The sequence below is a fragment of the Micromonospora sp. CA-111912 genome, assembly GCF_050948415.1.
Classification (GTDB): Bacteria; Actinomycetota; Actinomycetes; order Mycobacteriales; family Micromonosporaceae; genus Micromonospora.
This window is the reverse complement of the sequence record NZ_CP192007.1, coordinates 357,032-376,244: the sequence shown is the minus strand read 5'-3', so window position 1 is coordinate 376,244 and position 19,213 is coordinate 357,032. Positions and strand designations below refer to the sequence as shown.

The window sequence follows — 19,213 nt, the reverse complement described above, 5'->3', positions numbered from 1 at the left end:
TGGCACGCCGCGCACCAGAGCCGCCGCTCAGGCCGTGGGCGGTTCGATCGACTGGGGACGGTTCTCCCACTTCGTCGACAGGGCGATCCCGGTACGGGTGGAGGCCACCCCGGGGGTCCGGTTCAGTCGGACGATGAGCTGCTCCAGCTCGGCGATGGTGCCGACCCGGGCCTTGAGCAGGAACGACTCGACCCCCGCCATGAAGTAGCAGGACTCGATCTCGGGCATCCGTCGGAACGCCTCCAGCACGTCGTCGGTGTCCCCGCCGGAGTCCTCGACGATGCTGATCAGCGCGGTCACCCCGAGGCCGATGGACTCGGGCTCCACCTCCGCCCGGTACGCCCGGATCACCCCGCCGGACTCCAGCTTCCCGACCCGTTCGTGCACGGCGGGGGCGGAGAGGCCGACCTGGCGGGCCAGCTCGGCGTACGAGAGTCGGGCATTGCCCTGCAACAGCGCGACGAGGCTCCGGTCGATGGCGTCCACGGACTGTGACCCTAGTCGTTCGGGCGTAACGTCCGGCGCTCGACATACGTTGCACCTGACAGCAGGTGAGTGTTCGCAGACCTTCGGTCAAGGGAGAACCGCGCCGGTAGCATTTACTAACTTCCCACTCAGTGCTTTTTTCGCGTTTGGCGGACAGGCCAGGTCGCTGGTGCTGTAATTGCCATACGTCCCTCATGACGGCTCTGGGCTCGCACCGGCCGGGGGCAGTGTGTTCAGCCGAGGGCTTCGTCGACGCGAGGAGGGGGCTGTGGACACTGGAGATCGCCTGCTGACACCGGGTGAGGTTGCCGCACTGTTTCGGGTTGACCCGAAGACGGTGACGCGATGGGCGGCGGCCGGCCGGATAGGCAGCATCCGGACTCCAGGCGGGCATCGCCGGTTTCGGGAATCCGAGGTGCGGGCCCTGCTGGAAGGGGAGGGCATGCTGGACGAGGCGGACGATATGGGAAAGACACATAACGTCGGCCCCGCGGCATCGACCGGCCCCGGCCCGGCCAACGCCGGGATGTACTGACCAGGTGCACTGACGGGGCACGCGGACCGGCCCGTCCGGTCCGCGTCCCGACGACACCGTCTCCGCTCAGCGGCGGTCGGCGTCCGGACCGCCGGTACGGCCGGTGCCCAGCTCGCCGGACCAGCGCCGGAACAACATGTGCGGTACGCCCAGGGCGTCGAGCACCTTCCCCGCCACGAAGTCGACGAGTTGCCGTGCCGAGGCGGACGCGCCGACGCCGTAGAAGCCCGGGCTGGCGGGCAGCACCACCGCCCCGGCGTCGTGCAGGGCGATCAGGTGCTCCAGGTGGCTACGGGTCACCGGCGTCTCGCGGGGCACCACCACCAGCGGCCGGCGCTCCTTGAGGTTGACCTCCGCGGCCCGCTGCAACAGGTCCTTGGACAGCCCGATCGCGATGCCGGCGCAGGCGGCCGTGCTGGCCGGCACGACCGCCATGCCGCGTACCCGGTAGGAGCCGCTGCTGGGGCCGGCGGCGAGATCACCGGCGGGCCAGTGCCGCACGTCGGCGTCGCCCAGGTCCCGGCCGAGCCAGGCCGCGAGGTCCTCGGCCCAGTGCCCGTCGCGGAAGACCCGCCCGGTCTCGTCGAGGATGGTCAGCCGCGCGGCGCGGGACACGATCAGGTCCACCGGTTCGCCGGCGTCCAGCAGCCCGCTCAGGACCGCGGCGGCGTACGGCGTGCCCGACGCACCGGAGACTCCCACCACCCATGGTTCACGCATACCGTCCAGCCTGCCTGGTCACGTTGGGCGTCCGTCGGCCGACCCCGGTTCCGCAGGCCGGCCTCCCGCCGACGGCATCGACCTGCCATGCTGCCGTGGGCGCGATCCCACGCCCCTGGGAGGAATCGATGATGACCGGCGACATCCTCTGGTCGCTTCGCTCCCACTGCCCCATTGCGCCGAGGCTGTCCCCGCACGCCGAGCGGGTGCAGCGGTGGCTCGACGACCGGCTGCCCGGCCTCGGACTGCCGCTGGACGGCCCGGCGCTGGACCGGCTGTCCCGCGCGGGTTTCGCCCGCTACGCCAGCCGGCTCTACCCGCAGGCCACCGAGGCCGACCTGCGGGTGGTGGCCGCCCTGTTCACCTGGTTCTTCCTGGTCGACGACGCCTGCGACGGCCCGCACCGGCTGACCCCGCAGCAGATCCGGGAGCTGCGCGACGGGACGCTGTGGCTGCTGCGGGAGGGGCACCGGATCCGCCACCCGGGGCTCACCGGCCCGCTGCGCCGGCTGCTGGTGCGGGCCTGGCGGGAGCCGCGCCGCCGGATGCCGGCCCGCTGGCGGCTGCGGTTCTCCGACGCGGTCGGCCACCACCTGCACGGGACGTGGCAGGAGGCGGTGGAGAAGGCCGCCGGTCGGCCGCCGGACGTAGCCCGGTACGTCGAGCTGCGCCGGGCCACCTCGGCGGCGTACGTGTCGTACCCGCTGACCGAGTTCGTCACCGGCCGTTCGCTGCCCGACGCGGTGTACCACCATCCGCTGCTGCGCGAGATCGCCGACCTCGGCAACGACCTGCTCTCCTGGTACAACGACCTCGCCTCGCTGGAGCGGGACCGGGCCACCTCGGGCGGGCACAACCTGGTGCTCGCGCTGGCCGCCGAGCGGGGCGTCCCGGTCGCCGCCGCGATCGACCTGGCCGCCGAGCGCTGGCGGGCGGCGATGCGCCGCTTCGTGGAGCTCCGCGCGACCGTGCCGTCGTTCGGCCCGGCGCTGGACAGGGCCGTCACCGATTACCTCGACGGGGTCGCCGACGCCGTCCGGGGCACCATCGAGTGGACCCTGGAGAGCGCCCGCTACCCCACCCCGGCGGCCCGGGACTGACGGCGCCCGCCGGCCCGGCCAGAAGCCGGCTCAGGGGCGCGGAACGGCTCAGGGGCGCAGGCCAGCTCAGGGGCGCAGGCCGAGCCGTACCACCAGGTCGAGCAGGGCGAGCACGAACAGCGCGATGCCGACGAACCCGTTCGCGGTGAAGAACGCCCGGTTGACCTTGCTCAGGTCGGTCGGCGACACCACCAGGTGCTGGTAGCCGAACGCGACGGCGGTCAGCGCCAGCCCGATCCACCAGAGCCAGCCGAACCCGACCAGCGCCCCGAACCAGATGAACAGCGCGAACGTCACCACGTGCGTGACGGTGGAGGCGTGCAGGGCGAAGCGCAGCCCGTACCGGGCGGGGACGCTGTGCACGCCGATCTTCCGGTCCACGTCGGCGTCCTGGCAGGCGTAGATCAGGTCGAAGCCGCCGATCCACAGGCCGACGGCCGCGCCGAGCAGCCAGGCCGGCCACGAGCCGGCGAAGGTGCCGGTGACCGCGAACCACGCGCCGACCGGGCCGACCGCCTGGGCGACCGCGAGGATCGCGTGCGGCCAGTTGGTGAACCGCTTGCCGTACGGGTAGACGATTAGCGGCACCACGGCGAGCGGCGCGAGCGCCAGGCAGAGCGGGTTGAGCAGGGCGGCGGCGGCGAGGAAGACCACCAGCGCGACGGCCGCGCCGGTCCAGGCCGTCCGCACGCTCACCGCCCCGGTGACCAGTTCCCGGGAGGAGGTACGCGGGTTCCGCGCGTCGATCCGCCGGTCGAGGATGCGGTTGGCGGCCATCGCGAACGTCCGCGCCCCGACCATCGCCACGGTGATCAGCAGCAGGTCACCCCAGCGCACCCGCCCGCCGTGGACCTGCATCGCGGTCAGCGCCGACAGGTACGCGAACGGCAGCGCGAAGACGGAGTGTTCGATCGCGACGAGCTTGAGGAAGGACTTGACCCGGCTGGGGCGCTCGACGGGTTCCGTGACGGCGGCGGTCATCGGATCCCGTACTCCTTCCAGCGCTTGTCGACCAGGGAGACGACTTCGGGGGCCATGGTCATCTCCTCCGGCCAGCCCCGGGTGTAGCCCTCGGTGGGCAGCTTCCGGGTGGCGTCGACGCCCGCCTTCCCGCCCCAGAACTGCTGGTACGAGGCGTGGTCGAGGTGGTCGACGGGTCCTTCGGTGAGCAGCAGGTCGCGGGCGTAGTCGACGTTGCCGAACGCCCGGAACGCGACCTCGTTGTAGTTGTGCACGTCGCAGTCCTCGTCGACGATCACGATCAGCTTGGTCAGCGACATCATGTGCGCGCCCCAGATGGCGTTCATCACCTTCTGCGCGTGCTTCGGGTAGCGCTTGCGGATCGACACGATCACACAGTTGTGGAAGACCCCGGCGGCGGGCAGGTCGTAGTCGACGATGTCCGGGATCAGGAAGCGCAGCAGCGGCGCGAAGATCCGCTCGGTGGCCTTGCCGAGGCCGTGGTCCTCCTGCGGTGGTTGCGACGTGACGATCGAGTGGTAGACCGGGTCGCGCTGCATGGTCATGCACTCGATGTGCATCACCGGGAAGGGCTCCACCGGCGTGTAGAAGCCGGTGTGGTCGCCGAACGGGCCCTCCGGGAGCCGCTCGCCCGGCTCGATGTAGCCCTCCAGGACGATCTGCGCGTGCGCCGGCACCTGCAGCGGAACCGTCAGGCAGTCCACCATCTCGACCCGCTCGCCGCGCAGGTACCCCGCGAACAGGTACTCGTCGATGTCAGCGGGGAGCGGTGCGCTGGCCGAGTAGGCGACCGCGGGCTCGGTGCCGATGGCGATCGCCACCGGCAGCCGCTGGCCGAGCCGCTCGGCGACCGCGTGGTGCGCCGTGGAGTTCTTGTGGATCTGCCAGTGCATGCCGACGGCGTTCCGCGAGTGCTGCTGCAACCGGTACAACCCCAGGTTGCGCTTGCCGGTCTCCGGGTGCTTGGTGTGGGTCAGACCGAAGTTGTGGAAGATCCCGCCGTCACCCGGCCATACCTGCAACCCCGGCAGCCGGTTCAGGTCGACGTCGTCGCCGCGGTAGACCACCTGCTGGCAGGGGGCGGTCTTGACCTTCTTCGGCGGCATCGACTTGAGCTGCATGACCTTGCCGAGGCCGTCCATCATCCCGGAGAGGCCCATCGGCAGCTCCGGCTTGAGCATGTTGCCGATCCGCTCGCCGATCTCGTCGAGGTTCTCGACGCCGAGCGCCATCGCCATCCGCTTCTCGGTGCCGAACAGGTTGAGCGCCACCGGCATCTCGCCCCGGGTGGGCCGCTCGAAGAGCAGCGCCGGCCCGCCGGCCCGCACGGTCCGGGTGACGATCTCGCTGATCTCCAGCGTGGGATCGACCGGCACGCTCACGCGGCGCAGCTCCCCCGCCCGTTCCAGGGCCGCGAGGAAGTCCTTCAGATCGGTGTACGGGAAGCCACGAGCCGCCATGACAGCCAGTCTCCCCCACCGGCCGCCGGAACCGCCGCTCCGGGTGCCCCGTGCCGACGCAGATCACCCGTCGCCGTGTTCGGCGGACCTCCCTCCCGCCCCGGCCAAGGTACGGCGGGCAGGCCCTCCCCCGCTTACAGCTCCCCCCGAACCCCCGCCGAACGGTAATCTCTCAGTAACCCACGGTGACCTCTGCAGTGGGTGGGGTTGGGGTGCCAGGGAGGGGATCAGGTGGGTGGGGGACGGGTGTCCGAGGGGTTCGGCGAGCGACGGGTGCCGGTCGGCGAGGTAATGATCAACCACGTCCGGGGCGGGCAGGGGCCGCCGCTGGTGCTGCTGCACGGCTACCCGGAGTCCTGGTACATGTGGCGGGCGCTGCTGCCGGGGCTGGCCCGGCACTTCGACGTGATCGCCCCCGACCTACGCGGCTTCGGTGACAGCGATGCCCCGGCCGCCGGGTACGACAAGAAGACCCTCGCCGCCGACCTGCACGGGCTGCTCGCCGAGCTGGGCGTGGCCGGCGACATCCGGCTGGTCGGCCACGACGTCGGCACCATGGTCGCCTACGCGTACGCCGCCGCCCACCCGGACCGGGTCAGCCGGCTGGTGCTCAGCGAGGCGCCGATCCCCGACGAGAGCGTCTACGCGTTCCCCGCGCTGACCCCGGCCGGCCCGGGGGTGTGGAACTTCGGCTTCTTCAGTCTCACCAACGGGCTGCCCGAGCAGCTCGTCAGCGGCCGGGAGACGCTCTGGGTGGACCGGTTCACCGACGCCCTGATGGTCCACAAGGGCAGCATCGGCCCCGACGACGTCGAGGAGTACGCCCGGCACCTGCGGGACGAGGCGCACCTGCGGGCGAGCTTCGCGCACTTCCGCGCGTTCGGTCAGGACATCGAAGACAACGCCGCGTACCAGGCGACGCCGCTGCCCATGCCGGTGCTGGCCGTCGGCGGTCGGGCCAGCCTCGGCGAGCAGGTGGCCGAGCAGGTCCGCCGGTACGCCACGACGGTCCGTGGCGAGGTGGTCGAGGACTGCGGTCACTGGCTGTACGAGGAGCGGCCGGACGAACTCCTCGCGCTGCTGCTGGACTTCCTCCGCCCGGCCTGACCCACCGGCCCGTGCCCGGCCCAGCGGTCCGGCGGTCTGGGCGACGGCCGGTTCAGCCGCCGGCGGCCACCGGGGTGGGCGTCCAGGCGTGGTCGGCGAGCTGGGGGTCGAGCGGAGCGTCGATGAGCCGGTTGGCGAAGGTGGAGATGGTGTACGTGCCGACGCCGAGAACCACGTCGAGGGCGTTACCGGGGCGGTAGCCGGCGGCGAGGAAGGCGCGCATCGTGTCGTCCGGGACCGCGCCCCGGTGGTCCAGCACAGCCAGGGTGAACAGCCGCAGCGCCTCCAGCCGCACCTCGGGCAGCGGGGTGCCGGAGCGGAGCGCACCGATCAGCACCGGGTCGGCGCCCTGCCCGGTCAGCGTGCCGGTGTGCATCGCCACGCAGACGTGGCACTCGTTGCGGGTGGCGACCGTCAGTACGACGACCTCCCGCTCCAACGGGTCGAGACTGCTCTGCTCAAAGATCCCGTTGATGGTGAGGAAGCCCTTGAGCAGCTGCGGCGACTCGGCCATCAGGGCAACCGGCGCCGGCAGGTAGCCGAACTTTTGCCGTACCCCCTCGATGGTCGGCCGGGCGGCGGCGGGCGCGGTGTCGGGGGTGTGGGCGGTGAAGGCGGGACTGGGCATGGGGAACCTGCTCTCCGGTAGGCACGTGACACCGGCCGTGACGTACGATCGTCAACGTGGTTGTCCAAACAGTAAACGTGGTTGTCGAACATGGCAACCACTGATCCCGTCCGCCCCGGCTTCGCACTGCCCCTGCTGCTGCTGGCCGGCTTCCGCACGCTCATCGACGACCTGCACGCGGAGCTGGCCCGGCAGGGGCACCCCGAGATGCGCCCGCTGCACGGCTTCGTCCTCCAAGCCGTCGGCCCCCACGGCACCACCGCCACCGAGCTGGGCCAGCGCCTCGGCGTCTCCAAGCAGGCCGCCGGCAAGACGGTCGACCGGATGGTCGCCCTCGGCTACCTGGAACGCGCCGACGACCCGCGCGACGCCCGCCGCAAGCTGGTCCGGATGACCGCGCGGGGTCGCGACGGGCTGGCCCGCTCGGCGGTGACCTTCGACGCGCTACGCGACCGCTGGGCGGCCGTCCTCGGCCCGGAGCGGGTCGCCGCCATCGAGGACGACCTGCACACGGTCGCTGCCGCCGACATCTTCCGCCTCGACGTCCCGGGCTGGTTCGGCACCTGACCCGATCCCGACTCAGTCGACTGCCACCGCATTTCGCACAACTGGCGTTCTTGGCTCTGTAGTTATACATATCGCAGCGCCGGGCACGGCGGGCCGAGGAACCGCTCAAGGGGGCACGATGAGGGCATGAGCGACGCGTACGTGTCCGGGGACCCGGACGGCCTCTCCCCCCTGCTGGTCCGGATCCGCGACGCGGTGGCCCGGGAACTGCACGCCCAGCTCACCATGCGCGCCGAGCGGATCGAGCTGCCCGACGTGCCGGAGGTGGCCTACCAGGTCACCCGGCAGGTGGACCGGATCCTCACCGCGACGAGGGCTGCCCGGCCCTGATAAAGGAAGCGGTGACTGTCACCCCCGGTCCCTAGGATCAGGGCACCGATCCGGCCTGCGGGGTGCCCGCCGGTTTCTCCGGGTCGGTTTCCCTGACGAAGGAGATCGATGGGATCTGTACGCGTTCCACGCGGCCGGGTGACCGTAATCCCGTCCGGCAGCGGCTCCCTGGCGGCCCGCCTCGGCGTGGTGGGGCTGGTCGCGGCGACCGCCGTGGCCAGCGTCGCCGCCCCGGCGGCGGCCGAGAGCGACCCGGGCTGGGTCAGCGCCGTGCTCTATGACACCACCATCGGCGCGGCCGGCGCCCCGGGCCGGACCGCCGCGTTGAGCATGACCAGCGTCGGAGCGGTCGCCCCCCGGGTCAGCTTCGATTTGACCGGGCTGGCCGGCGTCGCCACCGCCACCTTCCCGGACTGGTGCGTCACCGGGGCCACCGTCGCGACCTGCCCGATGCCCCCGACGGCGACGCCCGACGAGTTCGGCACCATCGACGGCACGGTGCCCGTGGTGCTGCGGGCCGTGCCGGGGGCCGCCGACGGCGTCACCGGCACGCTCGGCTACACGGTCGCCGCCGACCAGGTCGAGCCGGCCACGCAGCAGGCCACGGTCACCGTGGCCACCGGCCCGGCCGCGGTCGACCTGGTCGACGCGTACGTGCCGGGGCCAGCTGTGGGCGACCGGATCGGCGTGCCGGTGGCCATGGTCAACGGCGGCGACCAGCCGATCGAGGACCTGCGGGTGACTCTGCGCTTCCCGGTCGGGCTCGCCCCGAAGGCGTACCGCAACTGCCGCTACGGCACCGATCCGATGGTGCTCGCCACCGTGATGGTCTGCACGGTGCGCGGCGGCTTCGCCCCGGGCCAGCGCTACGAGGCGCGCGGCGGCATCCCCACCAGGGTCACCCCGGCCGCTCTCGGGAACAAGCGGATCACCCAGTTCGTCGAGCCGCTGGCCACCGCCGGCCCGCTGCCCGCCGGGGTGAAGCTCACCCGCCGGGAGGCGGACCGCCAGCTGCGGCTGCGGGCGGTCGGCGAGCCGGTGGACGTCCTCACGGCCGAGCATGAGGACGCCTGGGGGCAGTACTACCTACGCGGCGTCCGGGGCGCGTTCGACGTGGTGGCGTTCGGGGCCACTGCCACCGGAGCGGTCGGCGACACCGTCCACGTCCAGGTCGGCATCCGCAACGACGGTCCCGGCGTGCCCGACGACACCGTCTCCGGCGGCGGCTCGGCCAGCTTCCGGTTTGTCCCGCCGGCAGGGACGACCGTGACGAACCACCCGACCCAGTGCTCCCCGAGCGACGGCGAGGAGGGCGCGCCCGTCTACTGGTACTGCGGGAAGCCGGGGCTGGTCTTCCCCGCCGGCGAGACCTTCACCGTGGCGTTCGACCTGCGGATCGACGGCCCGGCCGGTGCGGCGGGCGAGGTGCGGGTCAACCCGTACCCGCGTACCGACGACAACCCGGCCAACGACGTGGCCGCGGTGACGCTGGGCTGACCGCCCCGAACACGGTGACCGCCGGGGGCCAGTTGGCCCCCGGCGGTCACCGGATCGGTTCGACGGTGCCGGGTCAGTCGAGGCCGGCGTAGGAGTGCAGGCCGGTGAAGAAGAAGTTGACCCCGAACAGGTTCATCAGCATGGTGAGGAAGCCGAGGATGGCGAGCCAGGTGGCCACGTTCCGCCGCACGCTCGGGGTGGCCCGGGCGTGCAGGTAGCCCGCATACACCACCCAGGAGATGAACGCCCAGGTCTCCTTCGGGTCCCAGCCCCACGGCCGGCCCCACGCGGCCTCCGCCCAGATCGCGCCGGCGATCACCGCGAAGGTGAAGACCGGGAACGCGAAGGCGTGCAGCACGAAGGTCAGCCGCTCCAGGCCGGCCGCCGCCGGCAGCCGCTGCGCCAGGGTGTACGGGAAGCTGCGTTTTCCCTGCTCGTACCCGTTGCGCATGAGGAACGCGATCGCCGGCACCGCGCCGAGCAGGAAGATGCCGGACGAGAAGCTGATCGTCGACACGTGCACGATGTACCAGTACGACTGGAGCGCCGGCATCAGCGGCACCACCTCGACGAACAGCTTCAGCTCGGCGAACGCGAGCAGCAGCACCATCACCAGGGTGAGGAACAGCCCCAGGCGGCGCAGCGAGGGGCGCTTCCACAGCACGCCGAGCCAGGCCGCCGTCCCGATGAACGAGATCGTCAGCACGAACTCGTACATGTTGCCCCAGGGCATCCGGTCGGCGTCGATGCCGCGGGTGACCGTGGCCGCGAGGTGCAGCGCGGCGGCGAGGACGGTGATCCCGACCGCGACGAGGCCGAACAGCCGGGCCCGCTCCGCCGAGCGGTCGACCCGGGCCGGTGGTGCGACCGGGGCGGCCGGCGCGTCGACCAGGCCGCCGGCCCCGCCGACTCCCGCGCCGACCAGCTCGCGCGCGGCCGGGGCGACGGCCCTGGCGTTGCCCAGGGCGTACTCGACGGCGTGACAGATCATCGCGACCAGGTACGCCAGGATCGCGAACGTGACCAGTTGGTCGGAGAGTGCGGACATCACTCGGCTCCTTCTCGCGTCCCGGCCGGGCCGCGTGCGTCGCGGCCCCCGCCGGTCCGCTCGCCCGGCTCACCGTCGCCACCGACGGCAGCGACGAGCTGCGCGAACTCGTCGGCGAACCCCGGATAGTCGGTGCGCGGCAGGCCACCGGCCTCCAACAAGCTACTACCGCCCGTCGGAGATCCGTCGGCGGGGTCGGCCGCCTCACCCGATCCGGTCGGCGTAACCCGGAACCAGACACGCCGGCGCTTGCCGAACAGGGAGCCCATCAGGCCGACCAGCAGCACCGTCGAGCTGCCGAGCAGCAGCATCGAGCCGGGGTCGTAGCGCACCGAGAGGGTGACGTACGGCTTGGTGCCGACGAACTCCAGCACGCTGCCGTCGTCCAGCGTCCACTTCTCGCCGCGGGCCAGCTTCTTGTCGCCGACCTGCTTGAGCTTGCCGTTGGTGACCTGGCGCTGGTCGAGCTTGTACACCGAGCCGGGGATGCCGGCGTCCATGCCCAGGTTCCCCCGGTACGCGACGAGCACCACCGCCGGGTTGTCCTCGGTCGGGAACTCCGACCGGTTGAACGGGCCCTGCTGCGGCGCGGTGGGCAGGTAGAGCCCCTCGAAGGCGACCTGGAGGTTCGGGTCCCGCTTGCCGGTCTTCGGGTCGACGTTGACGTCCGGGAACGCGGCCAGTCCCTCGCTGGTCAGGGTGGCGTCCCCGCTGGTCAGGAACGGGACCGCGCTGGTCTGGGTCTTGCCGTACCGGTCGGTGTAGCGCAGCACCGGGGCGTAGCCGTGGCCGAGCAGGTAGACGTTGGCGTCGCCGAGGCGCAGCGGGGAGTTGACTGAGAAGGTCTCGGTGCGGGTGGCCCGGCCGGCCTCCTGCACGTCGACCGTGGCCCGGTAGAACTCGGGCTGGGCCGACTCCAGGAACCGCGCGTCGAAGTGGTTCAGGGTCAGGCAGAACGGCGGCAGGTCGGCGCTGTCCACCTGGGGGCCGAGCTTGGCCTCGGCGTACTGCTGCCGGGTGTTGCAGAAGGCGTTCTCCCCGCCGGCCACCAGCAGCTTGTTGCCGTGCCAGCCGAACCAGGAGCCGAGGGCGACCCCGATCAGCACGGCGATCAGCGAGGTGTGGAACAGCAGGTTGCCGGTCTCCTTGAGGTACCCCTTCTCGGCGGAGACCTCGTTTCCGCGTACCACGACCCGCCAGCGTCGCCGGCGCAGCTCGGCGGCGACGGCCTCGGCGTCGGTGACGACGCCGGTGCGCACGGCGTGCTGGGGCAGCCGCTCCAGGCGCTTGGGCGCGGCCGGCGGCTTCGTGCGCAGGGCGCGGACGTGGTCGCGCAGCCGGGGCAGGATGCAGCCGATCAGCGAGGTGAACAGCAGCAGGTAGATGGCGGAGAACCAGACCGACCCGAACACCTCGAACGCGCCGATCCGGTCCAGCCTCGGGGCCAGCTCGGGGTGGTCGACGAAGTACTGGTTGACCTTCTCCAGGTTCACCCCGCGCTGCGGCAGCACCGAGCCGGGGATGGCCGCGACGGCGAGCAGGAAGAGCAGGATCAGCGCCGTACGCATGCTGGTGAGCTGCCGCCACGAGTTTCGCAGCAGGGCCAGCGCCCGGTTGGGCCGGCGGCGCGGCGCCTCGGCCGGGGGCACGGGCCGGTCCTTCACGATCGTCATCAGATGCTCACCTCGCCCACGCCGAACGTCGTCTGCAACCAGATGACGAAGTTGGTCCACCCGCCGGTGACCAGCGCGAGGCCGATCAGCACCAGCAGTACGCCGCCGACCCGGGTGACCCAGCGGCTGTTGCGCCGGACGGCGCGGAACACCCCGAGCAGGCGGTGGAAGGCCAGCCCGAAGACGACGAACGGTATCCCCAGCCCGAGGCAGTACGCCACGGCGAGCACTACGGCCCGGTCGGTCTGCCCGCCGGGGGTGGCCATGCCGAGGACCGCCGCGAGCGTGGGGCCGGTGCAGGGCATCCAGCTCAGGGCGAAGACCGCGCCGAAGACGGGGGCCCCGAGCAGGCCGGCGGCGGGCAGCCGGTGGATCCGGAACTCCCGCTGGAGGCCGGGGAGCACCCCGACGTAGGCCAGCCCGAGCACGATGACCAGCGCACCGGCGCCGATCTCCAGCGCCCGCTCGTACTGGATGAAGACCCGGCCGACGCTGGCGAAGAGGATCGCGGTGGCGGTGAAGACGGCGGTGAACCCGGCGATGAAGAGCAGCGTCCCGGCGAGCACCCGGCCCTTGACCGCCGCCGCCGTCCGGCCCCGTTCCCGGGTCCGCTCCCGCACCGCCACGCCGCCGCCGTCGGCGCCCTGTCCGGGGCCGGGGGCGCCGGCGGGGGGCGTCGCCGGCGCGTCCCGGCCCTCCAGGTCTGCGCCGGCCAGGCCGGTGACGTAGGAGAGGTAGCCGGGGACCAGCGGAAGGATGCACGGGGACAGGAAGCTGACCAGCCCGGCGAGTGCCGCCGCGCCGATGGCCAGCAGCAGCGGCCCGCTCTGGGCGATGTCGTGGAAGGTCCCGCCCATCAGCGGGAGCCGTTGGGCGGGGGCTGTTCGGCGGCGATCCGCGCGACGATCGGTTGCAGCCGTTCCTGGGTCACCGGCGACCGGATGACCACGGCCACCCTGCCGTCCCGGTCCAGCACGACGGTGGCCGGGATGGTGGTGGGCGAGATGTCGAAGGCGAGGGCGAGCCGGCTCGGCGGGTCGAAGAGGCTGGGGTAGGTGACCCGGCCCTCCTCGAACGCGAGCGCCTTGTCCCGGTTGTCCTGCACGTTGATGCCGAGGAAGGTCACCCCGGAAGCCTTGGTGGCCTGGTAGGTGGCCTCCAGGTCGTCGGCCTCGGCCCGGCAGGGCGAGCACCAGGAGCCCCAGAAGTTGACCACGACCACCTGGCCGCGGTCCGTCGTGACGTCGTAGCTGCCACCGGTGAGCAGCTCACCGGACAGCTTCGGCGCGGTGGACCGCTGGTCGGGGGCGCACTCGATGACGCCGTCGGTGGTGGTGCAGCGCTGCTCCTGGCTGTCGGAGGAGCAGCCGGCCAGCGCCGCCGTGGTGGCCACGGCCGCGAGGAGTCCCGCGATCCACCTCCGGGCTCGCATCAGGCCCCCTTGGCCGTCCGGGCGGTCGGCGATGTGGCGACCAGGTGGGCGGCCGGCTCGCTGTAGCCGATCCCGACGATCTTCGCGCCGTCGAAGTGGAACGAGGTGAGGCTGGCCAGGCCGCACTGCCGCCGGCGCGGGTCGTGCCAGAGCCGTTTGCGTTCAACGTGGCGGCGCAGCGTCCAGATCGGGAGCTGGTGGGAGACCAGCACGGCCTCGCGCCCCTCGGCGGCGACCCGGGCCGCGTGCAGGGCGGCGAACATCCGCTCCGCGATGGCCCGGTACGCCTCGCCCCAGGACGGGGTGACCGGGTCGCGCAGCACCCACCAGTTGCGCGGGTCGCGGAACGACCCGTCGCCCGGGGAGACCTTCTTGCCCTCGAACCAGTTGGCGCTCTCGATCAGCCGCTCGTCCACCCCGACGGGCAGGCCGAACTGCCCGGCGATCGGCTCGGCGGTCTGCTGGGCACGTTCGAGGGGGCTGGCCACCACGTGCACCACGTCCCGCTCGGCGAGCCCCTGGGCCGCCGCCTTGGCCATCTGCACGCCCAGCTCCGACAGGCGGAAGCCGGGCAGCCGGCCGTAGAGGATCTGATCCGGGTTGTGCACCTCGCCGTGCCGCAGCACGTGGACCACCGTCTTGCTCACCGCAGCGCCCCCTTCGTTCGCGACTGCGGGGCTCGCAGAACCGGCTCACTCCTCGCGCTCACCACTACCCCCCGTTGCCCGCCGCTGCCGCCGCGTTCGCCGCCGCGGGCAGGGCCGCTGCGATCTGCTCCATGGCGGCGTCGTCGATCGCCGCCGAGACGAACCAGGACTCGAACGCGCTCGGCGGCAGGTAGACCCCGTCGGCGAGCATCGAGTGGAAGAACGCCTTGAACGCCGGGACCTGCTGGGTCCGGGCGCTGTCGTAGTCGACCACGTCGGCGTCCGTGAAGAAGATCGAGAACATGCTGCCCGCGTACGACAGCCGGTGCGGAACCCCGGCGGCGGTCAACGCGTCGGCGGCGAGCCTGCCCACCACGGCGGCCGTCTCGTCGAGCCTGCGGTAGACGGCGTCGTCGGCGAGCCGCAGCGTGGCCAGGCCGGCGGCGCAGGCGAGCGGGTTACCGGAAAGGGTGCCGGCCTGGTAGACCGGGCCGGCCGGGGCGAGTCGCGCCATGATCTCCGCGCGCCCGCCGAACGCCGCAGCCGGCAGGCCACCGCCCATGACCTTCCCGTACGTCCACAGGTCGGCGTCGGAGGGGTCGAGGCCGTGCCACCCGGAGCGGGAGACCCGGAACCCGGTCATCACCTCGTCGACGACCAGCAGCGCGCCGTGCGCGTGGGCGATCCGGGCGAGCTGGGAGTTGAACCCGTCGCGGGGGGCGATCACGCCCATGTTGCCGGCCGCCGCCTCGGTGATCACCGCGGCGATGTGCGGCCCCTCGGCGGCGAACGCCTCCTCGACGGCGGCGATGTCGTTGTACGGCAGCACGATGGTGTCGCCGGCCGCCGCACCGGTCACGCCGGGCGAGTCGGGCAGGCCGAGGGTGGCCACGCCGGAGCCGGCGGCGGCGAGCAGGGCGTCGACGTGCCCGTGGTAGCAGCCGGCGAACTTGATGATCTTCGAACGACCGGTGAAGCCCCGGGCCAGCCGGATCGCCGACATGGTGGCCTCGGTGCCCGAGTTGACCAGCCGGACCTGCTCGACCGGGGTGCGGTCGACGATCTCGGCGGCCAGCTCGACCTCGCCGGGGGTCGGGGCGCCGAAGCTGGTGCCCCGGGCGGCGGCGGCCTGGACGGCCTCGACCACCTCCGGGTGGGCGTGCCCGAGGAGCAGCGGCCCCCACGAGCAGACCAGGTCGACGTAGCGCCGGCCGTCCGCGTCGTGGAGCCAGGGACCCTCCCCCCGGACCATGAAGCGCGGGGTGCCGCCGACGGCGCGGAACGCGCGCACGGGGGAGTTCACCCCGCCCGGCACGATGGCGCGGGCGCGGTCGAACAGGGCCTCGGAGGCCGGCGCGTCGGCAGGGTAACGGCCGGATCCGGCGGAAAAGGTATCGGTCACGATGCCGCCATTGTGTCAGCGCCGGACGGCGAATCGGCAGCCACCCCTGGTCGGGGTTACCGGGCTCACCCGGAACGGCTGGCCGGGCGGGCTGCGAGCGCCTCGACGGGCCGGAGGGCCCGGTTCACGCTAGGCTGATCGGGTGGATCGTGCCGAACTGTCCATCACGCTACACCGGACGGGCGATGAAGTGGTGCTTCGCCTCGCCGGTGAGATCGACATGCTCACGGCCGCCCAACTTTCGACCGTCGTCAACGAGGTGCTCGCCGATCCGCCCCTGCGGATCGTCCTCGATCTGGGCGGGGTCACCTTCTGCGACTCCCAGGGTCTGGGCACCCTGGTCGTGCTCAGCCGCAAGACCAGCCACGCGCAGAGCCTGCTCATCCTGACCGGCGTCGGCGACTTCCTGCTCCGGGTCCTGGACATCACCGGACTCCGCTCGGCCCTGATGATCCGCAACGGCGCCCCCACCGACTGACCGCTCCGCCCGCCCCGTCGCCGCCTAACCGGACAGGTCGCGGCGGCGGAAGGTGAGCAGGCCCGCCGTGGCCAGTGCGGCTGCCGTGCCGGCCAGGGCCAGCAGCGGCGTGGCGGGAACCGACCCGCCCAGGACCTGCGGGGTGTGGGTGAACGGGGACAGGTCCAGCAGCCACTGGCTCAGCTCCAGCACCGCGCCGAGCTGGCCGAGGAGCAGGCAGCCGGCGAGCGCCGCCCAGGCCGCGCCGACGCTGATCCGGGGCAGCAGGCCGAACAGAAGCACCGCCAGGCCGACCAGCACCCAGACCGCCGGCACGTGGGCCAGCGCCGCCCCGGCCAGCCGGGGCACCTTGCCGGTCACGTCGGAGCTGCTGAGGCCGTAGGCGAGCCCGGTGACCGCGCCGGTCACCGCCAGCATCACCACCGGGCCGAGCAGGGCGAAGGCCAGGTGGCCGAGCAGCCAGCGGGACCGGCTCGTCCCGGTGGCGAGCACCGGCTCGGCGCGCTGGCCGGTCTCCTCCGTCCGCATCCGCAGCACGGCCTGGATGCCGTAACCGGCGGCGGCGAGCGCCACGATGCTCAGGGTCGCCCCGAGGTACGCCTCGGCGATCGACGCCGAGCCGCCGAGCCGCTCCATCAGCCGGGCGACGGTCTCGTTGCCGTCCACCGCGTCCCCGGCCGCCTCGGCGGCGCCGCCGAGCACCGCGCCGAGGGCCGCCGCGCCGACCGTCCAGCCGAGCAGCGCGACCCGGTTCAGCCGCCAGGCCAGCCCCCACGGACCGGCGAGGGCGGGGCCTGCGGCGGCCGGGCCGAGCCGCGGAGGCAGCACGCCCGCGCCGAGGTCGCGCCGCGCCGAGAGCCGGAACGCCACCGCGCCGACCAGCGCGGCCAGCCCGGCGAGCAGCGCCAGCGGCCACCAGCGCTCGCCGGCGTACGGGTGGGTGCGCTGGGCCCAGCCCAGCGGGGAGAGTCGGCTCAGCCACTCCGTCCCGCCCGCGTCCCCGGCGAGCCGGACCAGGTACGCCGCCCCGAGGGCCGCGACGCCCAGCCCTCGGGCGCCGCCCGCGCTCTCGGTGAGCTGCGCGGCGAGGGCGCCCACGGTGGCGAAGACCGCCCCGGCGAGGGTGACCGAGAGCCCGAACACCAGGGAGCCGGCCGCCGGCAGGCCGGCGGCGACCAGCCCGCCGGCCGCGAGCAGCCCGAGCAGCAGGTCCGCCGCGTACGTGACGAGCAGCGCGGCGGCCAGCCCGGCGTACCGGCCGAGGACGGTCGCGCCGAGCAGCTCCCGCCGGCCCGCCTCCTCCTCGGTACGGGTGTGCCGGATGACGACGAGCAGGCTGATCAGGCCGACGATCAGGTGCAGCAGCCCGGACCGCTGGGCGGCGAGCGCGCCGACACTGTCCCCGTACGCCGGGCCGAGCAGGGCCTCGATCGACGGGTTGCCGGCGGTGCTGGCCGCATACTCGGCGCGCTGGGCGGCGGTCGGGTACAGCCCGGCGTACGTTTCGGCGTAGCTGGCCGGCAGCACCGCGATCAGCAGCACCCAGATCGGCAGCAGCACCCGGTCCCGGCGCAGGATCAGCCGGACCAGGTGCCGGGTGCCGGTCACCGGGCCACCCCGGCGGGTGCGCCGGCGGCCCCGGCCGCCCCGTAGTGCCGCAGGAACAGCTCCTCAAGCGTGGGCGGCCGGCTGACCAGGCTCCGTACGCCGATCTCGGTGAGCCGGCGCAGCGCGGCGTCGAGCGCCGGGGTGTCCACGTCGAAGCGGACCCGGTCGCCGTCCACCCGCAGGTCGTGCACGCCGGCCAGCTCGGCCAGCCCGTGCGGCGGCCCGGCCAGCTCGGCGTCGACGGCCGTGCGCTGGAGGTGACGCAGCTCGGCCAGGGTGCCGGTCTCCACGGCGCGGCCGTTGCGGATGATCGTCACCCGGTCGCAGAGGGCCTCGACCTCGCCGAGGATGTGGCTGGAGAGCAGGACGGTGCGGCCGTCGGCGCGGGCCCGGCCCACCCAGTGTTGGAAGACCTCCTCCATCAACGGGTCGAGGCCGGAGGTCGGCTCGTCGAGGATCAGTAGCTCCGCGTCGGAGGCGAGGGCGGCGACCAGCCCGACCTTCTGCCGGTTGCCCTTCGAGTACGCCCGGCCCTTCTTGCGCGGGTCCAGCTCGAACGCGGCGAGCAGCTCGTCGCGGCGGGCGCGGTCGATCCCGCCGCGCATCCGGCCGAGCAGGTCGATCACCTCGCCTCCGGTGAGGTTGGGCCAGAGGGTCACGTCGCCCGGCACGTACGCCAGGCGGCGGTGCAGGGCGACGGCGTCCCGCCACGGGTCGCCGCCGAGCAGGCGGGCGGCCCCCGCGTCCGCCCGCAGCAGGCCGAGCAGCACCCGGATGGCGGTGGACTTGCCGGCGCCGTTGGGCCCCAGGAAGCCGTGCACCTCACCGGCGCGGACGGTCAGGTCCAGCCCGTCGAGCGCCCGGGTCCGGCCGAAGGTCTTCACCAGGCCGGACACCGCTATCGGAGTTTCCATGCTTCAGAAGCTACAGTCGTTTCACAAAGTTGTGAAGCCTGTGGAAGTTGGTGCACGATCAGATACCCGACCTACGCCGAGGAGAGCCGGATGACCGCCGCCGACCCGCCCAGCCGCAACGACGAGGCGGTCCACCTCTTCGTCGAGCGGATGGCGATGGCCTTCGCGGAGGTCGGCTTCCCCCGGATGGCCGCCCGGGTGCTGTTCACGGTGATGAGCGCGGACGAGACGCTGACCGCCGCCGAGATCGGCGAACGGCTCGACGTCAGCGCGGCGGCGGTCTCCGGCGCGGTCCGCTACCTGACCCAGTTCGGGATGCTGGTCCGCGAGCCGGTGAAGGGCTCCCGCCGGGACCGCTACGGGCTCCCGGACAACCCCTGGTACGAGGGGACGATCACGAAGACCGGCCTCTACAAGAACTTCATCGACATCGCGGACGGCGGGGTGGACGCCCTCGTCGGCCGGAGCACCCCGGCCGGCGAGCGGGTCGCCGAGATGCGCGACTTCTTCATCTTCATCCAGGAGGAGATCGACTCGCTCGGCGAGCGCTGGCGGGCCCGCCGCGCCGTCACGGGCCACGGCGGGTCGTCCCCCGGCTAG

Annotated in this window: 21 protein-coding genes; 8 read left to right on the top strand and 13 right to left on the bottom strand. The window is 72.9% G+C overall.

The window, feature by feature from the left end; all coding sequences use genetic code 11:
• Window positions 1-27 precede the first annotated feature (27 nt).
• On the bottom strand, window positions 28-486 hold the full coding sequence (locus ACQPZO_RS01800) for an Lrp/AsnC family transcriptional regulator (protein ID WP_396671581.1): 459 nt from the start codon (window positions 484-486) through the stop codon (window positions 28-30).
• 268 nt (window positions 487-754) lie between these two features.
• Between ACQPZO_RS01800 and ACQPZO_RS01795 the strand changes: the two genes are divergently transcribed.
• On the top strand, window positions 755-1,021 hold the full coding sequence (locus ACQPZO_RS01795; protein ID WP_387020667.1) for a BldC family transcriptional regulator: 267 nt from the start codon (window positions 755-757) through the stop codon (window positions 1,019-1,021).
• A gap of 66 nt (window positions 1,022-1,087) precedes the next feature.
• On the opposite strand, the gene ACQPZO_RS01790 is transcribed toward ACQPZO_RS01795, so the two are convergent.
• Window positions 1,088-1,741, bottom strand: a complete 654-nt coding sequence (locus tag ACQPZO_RS01790) for a UbiX family flavin prenyltransferase (protein WP_433346435.1) — start codon at window positions 1,739-1,741, stop codon at window positions 1,088-1,090.
• A gap of 131 nt (window positions 1,742-1,872) precedes the next feature.
• On the opposite strand from ACQPZO_RS01790, the gene ACQPZO_RS01785 reads away from it, so the two are divergent.
• A complete protein-coding gene (locus ACQPZO_RS01785; protein ID WP_433346433.1) occupies window positions 1,873-2,841 on the top strand; it encodes a terpene synthase family protein in 969 nt (322 codons plus the stop codon).
• A 66-nt stretch (window positions 2,842-2,907) separates the two neighbouring features.
• On the opposite strand, the gene mqnP is transcribed toward ACQPZO_RS01785, so the two are convergent.
• The gene (mqnP, locus tag ACQPZO_RS01780; RefSeq protein WP_433346431.1) at window positions 2,908-3,822 is read right to left on the bottom strand and encodes a menaquinone biosynthesis prenyltransferase MqnP; all 915 of its coding nucleotides are present in this window, start codon (window positions 3,820-3,822) and stop codon (window positions 2,908-2,910) included.
• A complete protein-coding gene (locus ACQPZO_RS01775) occupies window positions 3,819-5,282 on the bottom strand; it encodes a menaquinone biosynthesis decarboxylase (RefSeq protein ID WP_433346429.1) in 1,464 nt (487 codons plus the stop codon). Before ACQPZO_RS01775 ends, mqnP begins: the two co-directional genes overlap by 4 nt.
• A 246-nt stretch (window positions 5,283-5,528) precedes the next feature.
• On the opposite strand from ACQPZO_RS01775, the gene ACQPZO_RS01770 reads away from it, so the two are divergent.
• Entirely contained in the window at window positions 5,529-6,389 is an 861-nt protein-coding gene (locus ACQPZO_RS01770; RefSeq protein WP_433346427.1) for an alpha/beta fold hydrolase, read from the top strand.
• 52 nt (window positions 6,390-6,441) lie between these two features.
• On the opposite strand, the gene ACQPZO_RS01765 is transcribed toward ACQPZO_RS01770, so the two are convergent.
• The gene (locus tag ACQPZO_RS01765) at window positions 6,442-7,017 is read right to left on the bottom strand and encodes a carboxymuconolactone decarboxylase family protein (protein ID WP_433346425.1); all 576 of its coding nucleotides are present in this window, start codon (window positions 7,015-7,017) and stop codon (window positions 6,442-6,444) included.
• Between the two features lie 90 nt (window positions 7,018-7,107).
• Between ACQPZO_RS01765 and ACQPZO_RS01760 the strand changes: the two genes are divergently transcribed.
• The 3 genes from ACQPZO_RS01760 (at window position 7,108) to ACQPZO_RS01750 (ending at window position 9,411) form a co-directional block, all read left to right on the top strand.
• Complete coding sequence (locus tag ACQPZO_RS01760; RefSeq protein ID WP_433346423.1) at window positions 7,108-7,584, top strand: MarR family winged helix-turn-helix transcriptional regulator; 477 nt, start codon at window positions 7,108-7,110, stop codon at window positions 7,582-7,584.
• Between the two features lie 126 nt (window positions 7,585-7,710).
• Entirely contained in the window at window positions 7,711-7,914 is a 204-nt protein-coding gene (locus ACQPZO_RS01755; RefSeq protein ID WP_350883477.1) for a hypothetical protein, read from the top strand.
• A 108-nt stretch (window positions 7,915-8,022) separates the two neighbouring features.
• Entirely contained in the window at window positions 8,023-9,411 is a 1,389-nt protein-coding gene (locus ACQPZO_RS01750) for a hypothetical protein (protein ID WP_433346421.1), read from the top strand.
• A gap of 73 nt (window positions 9,412-9,484) precedes the next feature.
• On the opposite strand, the gene ccsB is transcribed toward ACQPZO_RS01750, so the two are convergent.
• The 6 genes from ccsB to hemL all read right to left on the bottom strand — a co-directional run bounded on the left by ccsB (window position 9,485) and on the right by hemL (window position 15,613).
• Entirely contained in the window at window positions 9,485-10,459 is a 975-nt protein-coding gene (gene ccsB, locus ACQPZO_RS01745) for a c-type cytochrome biogenesis protein CcsB (RefSeq protein WP_433346419.1), read from the bottom strand.
• Window positions 10,459-12,132 (bottom strand): cytochrome c biogenesis protein ResB, encoded by a 1,674-nt coding sequence (gene resB, locus ACQPZO_RS01740; protein ID WP_433346417.1) that lies wholly within the window; start codon window positions 12,130-12,132, stop codon window positions 10,459-10,461. Before resB ends, ccsB begins: the two co-directional genes overlap by 1 nt.
• Window positions 12,132-12,989 carry a cytochrome c biogenesis CcdA family protein gene (locus tag ACQPZO_RS01735; protein ID WP_433346416.1) on the bottom strand — a complete coding sequence of 286 codons (858 nt, stop codon included), beginning with the start codon at window positions 12,987-12,989 and terminating at the stop codon, window positions 12,132-12,134. Before ACQPZO_RS01735 ends, resB begins: the two co-directional genes overlap by 1 nt.
• Entirely contained in the window at window positions 12,989-13,564 is a 576-nt protein-coding gene (locus ACQPZO_RS01730) for a TlpA family protein disulfide reductase (protein WP_433346414.1), read from the bottom strand. Before ACQPZO_RS01730 ends, ACQPZO_RS01735 begins: the two co-directional genes overlap by 1 nt.
• A complete protein-coding gene (locus tag ACQPZO_RS01725; RefSeq protein ID WP_387020633.1) occupies window positions 13,564-14,211 on the bottom strand; it encodes a histidine phosphatase family protein in 648 nt (215 codons plus the stop codon). The genes ACQPZO_RS01730 and ACQPZO_RS01725 overlap by 1 nt, the downstream gene beginning before the upstream one ends.
• A gap of 64 nt (window positions 14,212-14,275) precedes the next feature.
• Window positions 14,276-15,613 (bottom strand): glutamate-1-semialdehyde 2,1-aminomutase, encoded by a 1,338-nt coding sequence (gene hemL / locus ACQPZO_RS01720; RefSeq protein ID WP_433346411.1) that lies wholly within the window; start codon window positions 15,611-15,613, stop codon window positions 14,276-14,278.
• A 142-nt stretch (window positions 15,614-15,755) separates the two neighbouring features.
• Here hemL and ACQPZO_RS01715 point away from each other — a divergent pair, with 142 nt between their 5' ends.
• Window positions 15,756-16,091 (top strand): STAS domain-containing protein, encoded by a 336-nt coding sequence (locus tag ACQPZO_RS01715; RefSeq protein ID WP_405114605.1) that lies wholly within the window; start codon window positions 15,756-15,758, stop codon window positions 16,089-16,091.
• A 24-nt stretch (window positions 16,092-16,115) separates the two neighbouring features.
• On the opposite strand, the gene ACQPZO_RS01710 is transcribed toward ACQPZO_RS01715, so the two are convergent.
• Both ACQPZO_RS01710 and ACQPZO_RS01705 read right to left on the bottom strand, forming a co-directional pair.
• The gene (locus ACQPZO_RS01710) at window positions 16,116-17,699 is read right to left on the bottom strand and encodes an ABC transporter permease (RefSeq protein WP_433346409.1); all 1,584 of its coding nucleotides are present in this window, start codon (window positions 17,697-17,699) and stop codon (window positions 16,116-16,118) included.
• Complete coding sequence (locus ACQPZO_RS01705; RefSeq protein WP_433346407.1) at window positions 17,696-18,613, bottom strand: ABC transporter ATP-binding protein; 918 nt, start codon at window positions 18,611-18,613, stop codon at window positions 17,696-17,698. Before ACQPZO_RS01705 ends, ACQPZO_RS01710 begins: the two co-directional genes overlap by 4 nt.
• A gap of 90 nt (window positions 18,614-18,703) precedes the next feature.
• Between ACQPZO_RS01705 and ACQPZO_RS01700 the strand changes: the two genes are divergently transcribed.
• Window positions 18,704-19,213: a GbsR/MarR family transcriptional regulator gene (locus tag ACQPZO_RS01700; protein ID WP_433346405.1), complete on the top strand. Its 510-nt coding sequence runs from the start codon at window positions 18,704-18,706 to the stop codon at window positions 19,211-19,213.